15 protein-coding genes are annotated in these 13,093 nt (G+C 32.7%); 8 read left to right on the forward strand and 7 right to left on the reverse strand.

The window, feature by feature from the left end; genetic code table 11:
- Nucleotides 1–73 precede the first annotated feature (73 nt).
- The gene (locus tag MHH94_RS10625; protein ID WP_048540134.1) at nucleotides 74–667 is read right to left on the reverse strand and encodes a peptidylprolyl isomerase; all 594 of its coding nucleotides are present in this window, start codon (nucleotides 665–667) and stop codon (nucleotides 74–76) included.
- 76 nt (nucleotides 668–743) lie between these two features.
- On the opposite strand from MHH94_RS10625, the gene kapB reads away from it, so the two are divergent.
- The 8 genes from kapB to mnhG all read left to right on the forward strand — a co-directional run bounded on the left by kapB (nucleotide 744) and on the right by mnhG (nucleotide 7,005).
- Nucleotides 744–1,121, forward strand: a complete 378-nt coding sequence (gene kapB / locus MHH94_RS10630; RefSeq protein ID WP_058591480.1) for a sporulation phosphorelay system protein KapB — start codon at nucleotides 744–746, stop codon at nucleotides 1,119–1,121.
- 151 nt (nucleotides 1,122–1,272) lie between these two features.
- A complete protein-coding gene (locus tag MHH94_RS10635) occupies nucleotides 1,273–3,684 on the forward strand; it encodes a Na+/H+ antiporter subunit A (RefSeq protein ID WP_340841065.1) in 2,412 nt (803 codons plus the stop codon).
- On the forward strand, nucleotides 3,665–4,093 hold the full coding sequence (locus MHH94_RS10640) for a Na(+)/H(+) antiporter subunit B (RefSeq protein WP_025904695.1): 429 nt from the start codon (nucleotides 3,665–3,667) through the stop codon (nucleotides 4,091–4,093). The genes MHH94_RS10635 and MHH94_RS10640 overlap by 20 nt, the downstream gene beginning before the upstream one ends.
- Complete coding sequence (locus MHH94_RS10645; protein WP_025904694.1) at nucleotides 4,093–4,434, forward strand: Na(+)/H(+) antiporter subunit C; 342 nt, start codon at nucleotides 4,093–4,095, stop codon at nucleotides 4,432–4,434. Before MHH94_RS10640 ends, MHH94_RS10645 begins: the two co-directional genes overlap by 1 nt.
- Nucleotides 4,427–5,917, forward strand: a complete 1,491-nt coding sequence (locus MHH94_RS10650) for a Na+/H+ antiporter subunit D (RefSeq protein ID WP_048540137.1) — start codon at nucleotides 4,427–4,429, stop codon at nucleotides 5,915–5,917. The genes MHH94_RS10645 and MHH94_RS10650 overlap by 8 nt, the downstream gene beginning before the upstream one ends.
- Nucleotides 5,917–6,399, forward strand: coding sequence for a Na+/H+ antiporter subunit E (locus MHH94_RS10655; RefSeq protein WP_025904692.1), 483 nt, complete (start codon nucleotides 5,917–5,919; stop codon nucleotides 6,397–6,399). The genes MHH94_RS10650 and MHH94_RS10655 overlap by 1 nt, the downstream gene beginning before the upstream one ends.
- Entirely contained in the window at nucleotides 6,396–6,686 is a 291-nt protein-coding gene (locus tag MHH94_RS10660; RefSeq protein ID WP_048540139.1) for a Na(+)/H(+) antiporter subunit F1, read from the forward strand. The genes MHH94_RS10655 and MHH94_RS10660 overlap by 4 nt, the downstream gene beginning before the upstream one ends.
- The gene (gene mnhG / locus MHH94_RS10665) at nucleotides 6,664–7,005 is read left to right on the forward strand and encodes a monovalent cation/H(+) antiporter subunit G (protein ID WP_025904690.1); all 342 of its coding nucleotides are present in this window, start codon (nucleotides 6,664–6,666) and stop codon (nucleotides 7,003–7,005) included. Before MHH94_RS10660 ends, mnhG begins: the two co-directional genes overlap by 23 nt.
- 48 nt (nucleotides 7,006–7,053) lie before the next feature.
- Here the strand turns inward: mnhG and MHH94_RS10670 are convergent, their stop codons facing one another.
- The 6 genes from MHH94_RS10670 to MHH94_RS10695 form a co-directional block, all read right to left on the reverse strand.
- Nucleotides 7,054–7,935 carry an SDR family oxidoreductase gene (locus MHH94_RS10670; protein WP_058591483.1) on the reverse strand — a complete coding sequence of 294 codons (882 nt, stop codon included), beginning with the start codon at nucleotides 7,933–7,935 and terminating at the stop codon, nucleotides 7,054–7,056.
- Between the two features lie 129 nt (nucleotides 7,936–8,064).
- The gene (locus MHH94_RS10675; protein WP_058591484.1) at nucleotides 8,065–8,433 is read right to left on the reverse strand and encodes a PaaI family thioesterase; all 369 of its coding nucleotides are present in this window, start codon (nucleotides 8,431–8,433) and stop codon (nucleotides 8,065–8,067) included.
- Between the two features lie 23 nt (nucleotides 8,434–8,456).
- The gene (locus MHH94_RS10680) at nucleotides 8,457–9,770 is read right to left on the reverse strand and encodes a Na+/H+ antiporter family protein (RefSeq protein WP_256891563.1); all 1,314 of its coding nucleotides are present in this window, start codon (nucleotides 9,768–9,770) and stop codon (nucleotides 8,457–8,459) included.
- A gap of 205 nt (nucleotides 9,771–9,975) precedes the next feature.
- Nucleotides 9,976–11,451, reverse strand: coding sequence for a M17 family metallopeptidase (locus MHH94_RS10685; RefSeq protein WP_208182991.1), 1,476 nt, complete (start codon nucleotides 11,449–11,451; stop codon nucleotides 9,976–9,978).
- 17 nt (nucleotides 11,452–11,468) lie between these two features.
- Nucleotides 11,469–11,789 (reverse strand): YuiB family protein, encoded by a 321-nt coding sequence (locus MHH94_RS10690; protein ID WP_025904686.1) that lies wholly within the window; start codon nucleotides 11,787–11,789, stop codon nucleotides 11,469–11,471.
- Between the two features lie 65 nt (nucleotides 11,790–11,854).
- Nucleotides 11,855–13,069 (reverse strand): NAD(P)/FAD-dependent oxidoreductase, encoded by a 1,215-nt coding sequence (locus MHH94_RS10695; RefSeq protein WP_048540146.1) that lies wholly within the window; start codon nucleotides 13,067–13,069, stop codon nucleotides 11,855–11,857.
- Between the last annotated feature and the right edge of the window lie 24 nt (nucleotides 13,070–13,093).

Consider the following 13,093-nt stretch of genomic DNA (forward strand, 5'->3'; position numbering starts at 1 on the left):
CTCCCTTAGCAACTAAATTATACCAAAGATTGAGTCGAATGCATTGATTTTTTTATGACAATTGAATGTCGATTTATTTTATAATTTCAATTGTTTCAATTACTACGTCTTCAACTGGTTTATCGTTAGCGCCAACTTTAACGTTTGCGATTTCTTCAAGAACTGATTCACCTTCAACAATTTGACCAAATACAGAGTGTTTTTGGTCTAACCAAGGTGTACCGCCTTTTTCTGCATAACGATCAACGATTTCTTCAGGCCAACCACCATCTTTAAGTTGAGATAACATATTTGCTGGTACTTCTTTCATTTGTACAATGAAAAATTGTGAACCGTTTGTGTTTGGTCCAGCATTAGCCATAGATAACGCACCGTATAAGTTAAATGCTTGTAATGAGAATTCATCTTCAAAAGCACTTCCATAAATACTTTCGCCACCCATACCTGTACCAGTTGGGTCTCCACCTTGTACCATGAAGTCATTGATAACTCTATGGAAAATGATGCCATCATAATATTTTTTCTCAGCTAAACCGATGAAGTTTTCAACAGTTTTAGGTGCTAATTCAGGAAATAACTTGAATGTCATGTTTCCTTTAGTTGTTTTAATTTCTACAACTCTTTCACCTTCTAATATTTCATTTGTTAATTGAGGATAGTTTGTCATTTAATATTCTCCATTCATGTTAAAATAATTACAATAGTGATATCATAACATAATTTTTTAGAAAGGGGATATCAACATGTATTATCAATTTCCACACAAAACAGGTCAATATGTCGTAGAAATAGTTGAAGAAAAAGGAGACCAGTTTCTTGTTAAAGTATTAGCTGTTCTCAAACATCCTCGACAAGGAGATTTACATAGTCCAAATGAAGTTGAAAATGTTTTTTTCCATGAAAGAAAAGCTTTAAGCCAATTCGAAAAAAGATATACAACTGCACAGTTTTTAAAAGAGTATCCACATGATGTTCCAAATTACATTGATTCATTAAAATCATCATTAGCCGAACTTGAAGAAAAAATGATTAAAAGAAATAATGCATATAGTGAACAAGCTTTGAAGTGTATTGAACAATTAAAAATAGATTATTCACGTCAATACAAGGCAAATTTTTAGCAAACTTAAAAAAATTATAAAAATTTATAACGTGTTTCTTCATATTTAAAAATAGCCTAAAAATTCTGAAAGATTGACTTGATAGTATTTTCAAGCAATAACTTTATTGTGTATAATAATATTTATAAGATTTTTGGAAGGAGGTTATTAAATGAGTTTGATACATATTATGATTTTGTTACCTTTAATCTTTGCAATCATAATACCAATTTTATACAGATTTTATAAAGGTATACATCTAGGATGGTTTGTACTACCTATTCCGATTATTATATTTAGTTATTTTATGTCATACATAAATGTTCCAGATTCGGAAAAACCATTCATTGTAATATGGGATTTCATGCCTAGATTAGGTATGAACTTCTCCGTTCATTTAGACGGACTAAGTTTATTATTCGCATCATTAATTACAGGGATTGGTGCGATCGTTGTATTATATTCCATTACATATTTAAGTAAAAATGAATCACTCGGTAATTTTTATTGTTATTTACTTATGTTTATGGGAGCTATGTTAGGTGTTGTATTATCAGATAATCTATTAATGCTTTACCTATTCTGGGAATTAACATCTATTTCAAGTTTCTTACTTATCGCTTATTGGCGCCATAAACAATCGTCAATATATGGTGCGCAAAAGTCATTATTAATTACAGTGTTTGGTGGCTTAATGTTACTAGGTGGATTTATTTGTATCGCAATTGCAGGTAATTCTTGGAGTATTACCTCTTTAGTACAAAATGCCGCTGAAATTCAAAGTTCACCTTACTTTATTTTTGCAATGATTTTAATTTTAATTGGTGCTATGACTAAATCTGCACAATTTCCATTTCATATTTGGTTACCAGATGCAATGGAAGCACCTACACCAGTCAGTGCCTATTTGCATTCAGCAACAATGGTTAAAGCAGGTATATATTTAGTTGCTCGTACAACACCAATTTTTGCAGCAAGTGCTGGATTTGTTTGGGCGGTAACTGCTATCGGATTAATCACATTGTTCTGGGCATCATTTAACGCTGTAAAACAACAAGATTTAAAAGGTATTTTAGCATTCTCAACAGTTTCACAGCTCGGTATGATTATGTCCATGCTTGGAATCGGTGCTGTCAGTTATCATTATTCTGGTGAAGAAAGTCAATTATTCTTAGCTAGTATTATCGCTGCAGTATTCCATTTAATTAACCACGCAACATTTAAAGGTGCATTATTCATGATTACGGGAACAATCGATCATGAAGTTGGTACAAGAGACATTAAAAAATTAGGCGGTTTAATGACCATCATGCCAATTTCTTGTACGTTCACAATTATTACTGCTTTAAGCATGGCGGGTGTTCCACCATTTAATGGTTTCTTATCTAAGGAAATGTTCTTAACAGCAATGTTTGATAGTCATCAAGCTGATATATTTGGTTTATCAACACTTGGGTACTTATTACCGATAGTTGCGATTGTTGGTAGTATCTTTACGTTTGTATATTCATTTAAATATGTACATGAAATATTCTTTGGAGACTATAAACCTGAAGCTTTACCTAAGAAACCACACGAAGCACCGTTACTTATGTTATTGCCGACAGGTATTTTGACATTCTTAGTTGTGTTATTTGGTTTATTCCCAAATATATTAAGCAACAGTATTATTGCACCAGCAGTAAGAGCAATTGCACCATTCGCTGATGCGCCTGATGTTCATATATCTCATTGGCACGGTATAACACCTGCTTTAATAGGTACGTTAATCGTATTTATTATAGGTTTTATATTATTTAAATCAGTAGAAAAATGGTTCAATATTTATAGCATTCAACCTGAATACTTAACGTTTAATTATTATTACGACAGAGGTATTCAATTAAGTTCTTATATTTCAAACAAAATAACGCAAAGCTATATGACTGGATTTATCAGATCATATTTAATGTATATTTTCGCATTCTTTATCATTATGACTGCACTCACGTTATTTACACATCCTGTAAGTGTTGCATTCGATAATATAAGCGAAATTAGACCATATGAAGTCATTTTAATGGGTTTAATTTTAGTAAGTACATTCTGTATCGTATTAGCTAAGTCAAGACTATTTAGCATCATTATGTTAGCTGCAGTTGGTTATTCAGTTGCTTTATTCTTTGTATTCTTTGGTGCGCCAGACTTAGCACTGACACAATTATCAATTGAAACAATTTCAACTGCCCTATTCTTACTATGTTTCTATCATTTACCTAAAATGAGTAGACATGATGAAAATAGAAACTTTAAAATCGGTAACTTTATCATTGCGATTTGTGTTGGAATTGGAGTTATTACAATCGGATTAATTTCATATGGAAATAGACATTTTGATTCTATTTCTCAATATTATATAGATAATGTATACGATCTAGCCGCTGGGAAAAACATGGTAAACGTTATTCTTGTTGACTTCCGTGGATTCGATACATTATTCGAGTCAGCTGTTTTAGGTATTGCAGGATTAGGTATTTACACATTAGTTAAATTAAGAGACAAGGATAAAGATGGAGGTGAAGAACATGAAGAAACAATCAAATGATGTATTCTTTCAGTTTAATGCCATTATCATTTTCCTAATTATTATGATGTATGCTGTTTCTATCTTCTTTGGTGGACACTATACACCAGGCGGCGGTTTTGTAGGTGGATTATTACTTTCATCTGCAGTCATTATTATCGGTATAGCCTTTGATACTAAAACTTTAAAGAAAATGTTCCCATTTGACTTTAAATTAGTAACAGCAACTGGTTTGTTCTTCTGTGTTCTAACACCAATCTTAAGTTGGACATATAACAAAACATTTTTCACACATAAATTTGGAGAATTTCATCTTCCTATCTTTGGTGAAGTTCATTGGCATACAGCAATGCTATTTGATTTAGGTGTATTACTAGCTGTTGTGGGTACTGCCATTACTATCATATTAGCGATTGGAGAGAATGAATAATGGAAATATTAATGATTTTCGTTGCAGGTATTATTATATCCGTATCAGTGTACCTTGTTCTCTCTAAAAGTTTAATTAGGATTATTATTGGTACTACATTACTATCCCATGGCGTACATTTAATGTTACTGACAATGGGCGGATTGAAAAAAGGTGCCTTACCTATTGAAGAAGAAGGTATTAAGAACTATGTTGACCCATTACCACAAGCATTGATCTTAACTGCCATCGTAATAGCTTTCGCTGTTACAGCATTCTTCTTAGTATTAGCTTTTAGAAGTTATAAGGAATTGGGAACTGATAATTTAGAAGAGATGAAGGAGGTACCGAAAGATGAGTAATTTGATTATTGTACCTCTTGTCATTACATTTTTAACTGCCGTTACGTTAATTTTTGTCGGTCACAGACCTTATGTTAAACGTAAAGTGGTATTAACAGGGTTCTCGTTAGCATTATTAGTGAGTTTATACAACCTCTACCACATATATATGAATGGAACACAAACTTTAAACTTAGGTAGCTGGCCCGTTCCATACAGCATTGTTATATATGTGGATATGTTAAGTGCACTACTCGTAACTGTGAGTTTACTGATTACGCTTATCGTACTCATATACTCTCACCAATCAATTGGTCTCCATCGTGAAAGATATTTTTATTACTTTGGTGTTTCAATGATGGTTACAGGTGTTAACGGCGCATTTATGACTGGTGACTTATTTAACTTATTCGTATTTTTCGAAGTATTTTTAATGTCATCATATTTATTACTTGTTATTGGTGGTACTAAAATCCAACTACAAGAAAGTATTAAATATATACTCGTTAATGTATTAACATCTGCATTCTTTGTATTAGGTGTCGGTATGCTTTACTCAATTACTGGCACATTAAATATGGGAGATCTACATGTTAAATTCGCAGAACTTTCAGGAACAAATTTAAATATCGTTGTTATTACATTTATCATGTTTCTATTCGTATTTGCGACTAAAGCAGGTATGTTCCCACTGTATTTCTGGTTACCTGGAGCATATTATGCACCACCAATTCCGATTATCGCACTATTTGGTGCTTTATTAACTAAAGTTGGTGTATATGCAATTATGCGTACGTTTAGCTTATTCTATTCAACGAATAGTGAATTTATTACGCAAACGTTAATTGTTCTGTCAATCCTAACAATCATCATGGGTTGTATTGGTGCTATTGCCTATTACGATGTTAAAAAGATTATCATTTATAATATTATGATCGCGATTGGTGTTATCCTAATTGGCGCTGCAATGATGGATAAAAACGGCATGATGGGAAGTATCTATTACTTGCTACATGACATGATTATCAAAGCTGCTTTATTCTTATTAATTGGGGTCATTATTAAAATAACTGGTACGCCTGATTTAAGAAAGTTCAGTGGATTAATCAATCACTATCCAGTTCTTGGTTGGATTTATTTTATAGCTGCCCTGTCGTTAGCTGGTATACCACCATTAAGTGGATTCTATGGTAAATATATCATCGTAATGTCTACATTTGAAAATGGTTATTACATAAGTGGTATTATCGTTCTTTTATCAAGTTTATGTGTACTCTATTCTGTAATGCGCATTTTCTTAATGGCATTTTGGGGTGAAGAAAAAGGTTATATTTATAACCCTAAACTACCAATCAATAAATTAATGATTGCATCAGTAGCCATTACAATAGTAGCCATTCTATTTGGACTTGGAGCAGACTACTTATATCCATTAGTGGAAAAAGCTGCATTACCATTCTATAACCCAGAAACTTATGTTAATGCGTTAGGAGGCGATTATTAATGGCGATACAAGTACTCATAAATGTTCTTTTAGCTGCATTATGGATGATGCTTTCAGATACTTATACATTTGGTGCATTTGTATTTGGTTATCTATTTGGTATATTGTTCGTCTTAGTAGCCTTACCGCTTCTTCCAGGCAAACATTTATACTTACGTCCTGTTTGGAAATCACTTATTTTAGCAGTTATATTTATGAAAGAATTAATTTTAGCGAATATAGATGTTATTCGAATAGTTATACAAAAAGAAATCCATAATAAGCCGGCATTTTTCGCTTATCCTACAGATTTAGATAAGGATTGGGAAATTAGTTTATTATCACAATTAATCACTTTAACACCAGGAACAATCGTCGTAGCAATTTCAGATGACAAAAAAACACTTTATATTCATTCAATTGATTTTTCAGATATTGATTCTGAAGTTAGTGCGATTAAAGATTCATTTGAAAAAGCTATCAAGGAGGTGAGCATACGATGACAAATATATTCGTTATTATTGCGATTATCATCGTTGCACTCTCTATGATTGGTATGCTGATTCGTGTCATTATTGGTCCTACTCTAGCTGATAGAGTCATTGCGCTCGACGCATTAGGTATTACATTAATGGCCATAATAGCTTTATTCTCAGTATTAACTCATACTAGATATTTATTCGTTATACTTTTATTAATAGGTATATTAGCATTCTTAGGTACTGCAGCATTTGCGAAATTTATGGATAAAGGAGAGATCATTGAAAATGATAGAAACGATTCTTATTAGTATCTCAATTTTTATGATGGTCATAGGTGCTTGCTTTAGCTTTTTCGCAGCGTTAGGTATTCTAAGATTACCAGATGTCTTTTCTCGTGCACACGCCTCTGGAAAAGCTTCTACATTAGGCGTTATGCTTATCTTGTTAGGTGTATTGATATACTTTATCGCTAAAGAAGGACATTTCAATGTTCAACTACTACTAGGTATTATCTTTATATTCATAACAGGTCCGTTAGCAGGTCACTTAGTTTCAAGAAGTGCTTACTATATGGGCGTTAGACCTAGTGAAAGAACAATTCGCGATGATTTAAAAGATGCAAAATAAAAAAGTTGTTGCAGTGATTATTTCACTAGCAACAACTTTTTATTTATATTAATTTATTGGTGCGCCACCAGTTACACCATATACTTGTCCTGTGATATAACTTGCACTATCTGATGCAAGTAAAACATACACTTCTGCTAATTCGACTGGTTGACCTGCTCTTTGTAAAGGCTGATTTTTTCCAAAGTCTGGTATGTTATCCTGTGGTTGACCACCTGATATTTGTAATGGTGTCCATATTGGTCCAGGTGCAACACTATTCACACGAATGCCTTTTTCTCCAAGTTGAGCAGCTAAACTTTTCGTTAATGATATATTGCAACTTTTTGTCATCGCATAATCTACCAAATGGGCACTTGGTTTAAACCCTTGTATAGATGATGTAATAATAATACTACTACCTTCTTTTAAATATTGAAGCGATTCTTGTATTGTAGCTATACCAGAAAAAACATTCACTTCGAATGTATCTCTAAGATTATCTTCTGATAAATTTTGAATGTCATATTCATATTGTTGTATACCTGCGTTCAGTACAACTATGTCCAAGCCACCTAATTTATTTTGCGCTTCTTGGACGAGTTGCTTAGGGAAGTTTCGATTTCTTAAATCTCCAGGAATTAGTACACATTTTTGACCAGCTTTTTCTATAATACTTTTTACTTCTTCAGCATCTTCTTTTTCATCTTGAATATAATTAATCGCGACATCTGCACCTTCTTTACCATAAGCGATTGCAGCAGCACGACCTATTCCAGAATCTCCTCCAGTTACAAGTGCTTTCTTACCTTTCAATTTCTCTGAACCTAAATAGGACTCTTCACCACAATCTGGAACAGGATTCATATTTTTCTGAATACCTGGATAATTTTGTGGTTGTTTATCATATTGGTCATAATAGTAAGCTGTTAAAGGATTGTGCTTAGTCATAATATATCCTCCTTAAATTATATATACTATATGTATACCCTTTATTGAGATATTTAAAAATATATATACCAATAAGAATAAAAAGCGATCAATACAAATATATGATTGTTCGCTTTTTATATGATTAAATTATCTTTTTTGTTTAATTGCTATTGTTGCTCTTACTATGGAAATAAGTTGTTCTTTTTCGTCAATAACTTTAACATCCCATACTTGTGTTGTTCTTCCAATATGAAGTGCTTGACCTATTGCTCGAACTGTACCTGATCGAGTTGACTTTATATGATTTGCGTTGATTTCTAATCCTAACGGAATTTCGTCTTCACTTGAAGCGTAATGAGCACCCATTGATGCTGCTGTTTCTGCTAATGCTATTGTTGCACCGCCATGTAGGAATCCGAATGGTTGTTTAACTTTATCCGTTACTGGCATCGTCATTTCGATATAGCCATGTCTTGATTCGATTGTTTCTATTCCAAAGTTCTCTATTAAATCCATATGATTAATCCCCCTTAATCATACTATAATACCATTGCAGCAATAAATCCAAAAATAATTAACGGGATATTATATATTAAGAAGTTCGGTATACATGTATCTCTAATATGATCGTGTTCACCGTCAACATTTAAACCAGCTGTTGGTCCTAAAGTTGAATCACTTGCAGGACTACCTGAATCACCTAACGCGCCTGCTGTTCCGATAACTGCGATTAATGCCATAGTGCTAAGTCCAATTTCTTGTCCAAATGGAATAAATAAACTAGCAATAATTGGAATTGTCGCAAATGATGATCCTATGCCTAGTGTTACAACAAGACCAATAACGTACATCATTATAATACTGAATGCTTTATTATCTCCTGTAATTGATGCTAGACTTTCAACTAGTGAACCTACTTCATTTGTAGCGCTCATCACACCTGCAAATCCGTTTGCAGTTAAAATCACAACACCAATGTATGCCATGATTTGAATACCTTCAACTAATTTAGCATCTAATTCTCTCCAGTTATATAATCCTGAGAAGAAGAATATTAAGATCCCTGCTAATGCACCAAAAATCATAGATTCCGTTAATGTTTGAACAACGAATGTTCCTAAAATTGCTAAGCCCGTCACAATTAATGGATATGGCTTTAATGTCTTCGTTTCTTCGTCTTCTTCTACTTTAATTGTTTTATATGTTCTAGGTTTCCAGTACATAATAATCGCAACAATTAATCCAAATACATAGCCCATTGAAGGAATTAACATCGCTTTCCAAATACTATTGAATTCTATATCTACATTTGCTTTTCCAAATGCATCAAAGATAATAGATTGGAATATATGACCATAACCATAAGGGAATAAAATATAAGGGAAACATAGTCCGAAACCAATAACTGTAGCAATTAATCTTCTATCCATTTGTAGTTCATTAAATAAGCTTAGTAATGGTGGTATAAGAATAGGTATAAATGCGATATGGACAGGTATGATATTTTGACTGAGTACTGAAATTACTAGTAATACAGCTACTAATAATATTTTTATTTTTAATCTACTTTTCTGTGAATTTTCTTTTTTCATTGATGTAATGATTTTTCCTACGATGTAGTCAGTTATACCACTATAAGAAATCAGTGCTGCAAATCCACCTAATAATGCATAAGACAATGCAACTTCTGAACCATCAACGATTGTTTTACCAAATGTGGAAATGACTTTATCAACAGACATTCCACTTAATAAACCACCTGTTAATGCACCTATGAATATACTTAGTACAACATTTAAACGCATTAAACAAAGTATAATCATCACAATAACAGCTACTAATACTGCATTTATTTCCAAAAAGACCCTCTCCATTCTTTAGTTCTCTACCACGATAAAGTGAAATAATGAATTTATCATATCAGTTGAGAAATAGCATGTCAACATCTCAATAATTAGTCCGAATATTCAGAATCAGATTTAGTCATAATTAAAGCGGGATCCAAACCTATCATAGTCCATAGATTTTTTATCCCGCTTTATATATGATTGACTGATTTTATTTATTTTTTAAGAAATGAAGTACTGTTGGTATCATAGCACCAGTCGCACCCTTTGGACCTTTGAATGAATCAGTCTCTGTTTCCCCTGAACCGGCAATATCAAAGTGTAAGTGTGGTATTTCATCACTAAAATGTGTTACAAATGCTGCTGCAAATAAAGCTTTACCGTTTTTATTTAAAATACAGTTAGTTAAATCTGCAACTTCTGAAGATTTAATATCTTGTTTCTCTTCATCTGTTATTGGTAATTCAAAACTTACTTCATTTGAATATTTTGCAGCTTGTTTCACATCATCAATGTATTGATCAGCATCGCTTGAGAATATCCCCGTTTTCCCTAAACCTAATGCTGCAACGACAGCTCCTGTTAATGTCGCAAAGTTCATAATAAGTTCTGGCTTATATTGTTTAACGAATGAAACAGCATCACCTAATACTAATCTTCCTTCAGCATCCGTATTTGTTATTTCAACTGTTTCTCCACTTAATGCAGTATATACATCATCTGGTTTCATTGCATTGCTTGAAATCATATTTTCAGCTAATGGTAATACTGCTACTACATGAATTGGTAATTGTAATTTGTTGATAGCATGCATCATACCTACTACGTTACTTGCACCACTCATGTCATATTTCATCGTTGGCATACCTGTTTTAGATTTAATTTGGTAACCACCTGAATCGTATGTTACACCTTTACCTACAAGCGCAATTGGATCTTGTGTTGAACCTTTATATTCAAGCACGACTAAACGAGGTGGATTTATAGATCCTTTACCAACTGCATCTAATAAACCAATACCTTCTTCTCTAATTTCATCTTCATTTTTAATCGTGACATTTACTTCTGAATCTTTAAAGTGTTGTTCAATTTCGTTTGCGAAATAATCTGGTGTTAAAATATTCGGTGGTGTTTGTGAATATGTTCTCGCTAAATTAACACTCTCTCCTAAAATTTCACCTTGATTAATAAATGTCGTGACATCTTCAGTTGTCGTTGTAACATAGTTAATAACTGTGTTAACATTTGCTGATTTGTTTGATTTATACGTATCAAATACAAATGTAGCTTGTGTGAATAACCAACCAAAACGATAAGCACGTTCTTGATTAGATACATTTTGTGATACAAACGTATCATCTAATAGATGTACTTCTTCAATTCTATTACTTTGTAAATATCTGCTTAAATTTCCGTACACAATTTGATAGTCATTTTCTTTAATTTCTTTTAAGTTACTTAACCCTACTGCAATTAATTTAACGACTTGTCCATTTATGATAATCGCTGTACTTGTGATTTTACCAAGCTCACTACTAATAATTTGTTGTTTTTTTAAATTTTCAAGTTGTCCGTCTAAAATTTGATTAATTTCATCAAAATTGTGCATTTGATTTAAGTGACTTGGACAACCGATTACAATCGGAAGTTCATTATAAGAATATGTTTCTTTAATTTTTATATTCATCATTATTATCCCCTTTGTTAAAACATTGAATAACCGCTTCTTCGTAAATTCCTTATAACAAATCCTGCGACAATAGCGCCAATCCATCCTGAACCAAGCATTAATATATCCGCAGTATGTATATGTGTTAAACCTGTAATAAGTTTTGAAAATGCAGTTGCTGGATCTGTAAAGTACATAGCAGTGGAAATTTTATCTACAATTGCAAAAATAACAAATGGATAAAGTACGACCATTAACCAAGTACCTTTTAATAGCATATTTAATATAAAAGCGATTCCAAAAAACAGAACAAAAAATAATGCCATAGATATAATAACTTGCGGTAAAGATATCATAGCTAACCTCCTTTAAAAAAAGAGACCCGCCTAATAGCAGGTCTCTACACTTAATAATGAATCAATTAGAATTTACCTTTTTTATAGGCTAATCCGATACCACCAATTTTGAAAATTGCACGAGTATCGATAACTTTTTTCATGAATGCTGCTTTTTTACCAGTAATTTCACGACCCATAACAACACCAACACCATCATGGCTACCTAATGAACATACAGTACCTTTGTCATCGTATGCGAATGGCTCTGTTTTCTCACCATTGAAGATGTTTTTAATGTTTTTAGCAAGGTGTTCACCTTGTTGCATAGCGATTTGTGCTGTTGTTGGAAGTGGACGCTTGTTGTCTCCTTCACCAGCCATAACAGCTGAACAGTCACCAATTACGAAGATATCATCATAGTTGTCGATTGATAAATCATCTTTAACTACGATACGACCACGTTTAACGCCGTCAAATGATTCTTCCATCAATTTACTACCTCTAACACCTGCAGCCCAAATAGCTGTGTTAGCTTCTAAAGTTTGTTCTTCGTCATTAACTTTAACTACGAAACCTTTTTCATTACAAGCAACGATTGGAGTAGAAATTTTGAATTCAACGCCACGTTCTTCTAAATATTTAACAACGTAGTTCACTAAGTTTTCAGAGAACATAGGTAACATTTTTGGAGCAGCTTCAACACAAGTGATTTTAACTTTAGATTGATCTACACCGTATTTTTTACATAATTCAGGAATACGTTCTGTTAATTCACCTAATAATTCAACACCAGTGAATCCAGCGCCACCTACTAAGATTGCTAAATCATTTTCATCTTTTTCTTTAGATGCAGCATAATTAGCAAATTTATCTTCGATATGTTTAGCAATACGACGAGAAGTGTTAATGTTTTCGATTTGTAAAGCATGTTCTTTCATACCTTCAATACCGAATGTTTCACTTTCAAATCCTAATGCAACAACAAGAATATCATATTCGAATACACCGTTAGATGTTTCAACTGTTTTAGCATCTTTGTTGATTTTTGTTACTTCTGCTTTAACGAAGTTTACTTTATTTCTGTCGATTACATTTGTAATTGGGTATAAAGCATCCTCATAGTTTAAAGTACCTGCAGAAGCTTCGTGTAACCATGTAGCTTCGTAGTGATAATCGTTTTTGTTGATTAATGTAACATCAACGTCTTGGTTTGAAACTAATTTTTGCAATTTAGTTACTGTTTGTAAGCCAGCGTATCCTGCCCCTAATACTAGAACTTTTTTACGTTCAAATCCCATTATTTTCACCTATACTTTCTAAAT

Origin of the sequence: Mammaliicoccus sp. FSL K6-3158, from assembly GCF_038005105.1 — a bacterium.
Taxonomy (GTDB): domain Bacteria; phylum Bacillota; class Bacilli; order Staphylococcales; family Staphylococcaceae; genus Mammaliicoccus; species Mammaliicoccus sciuri.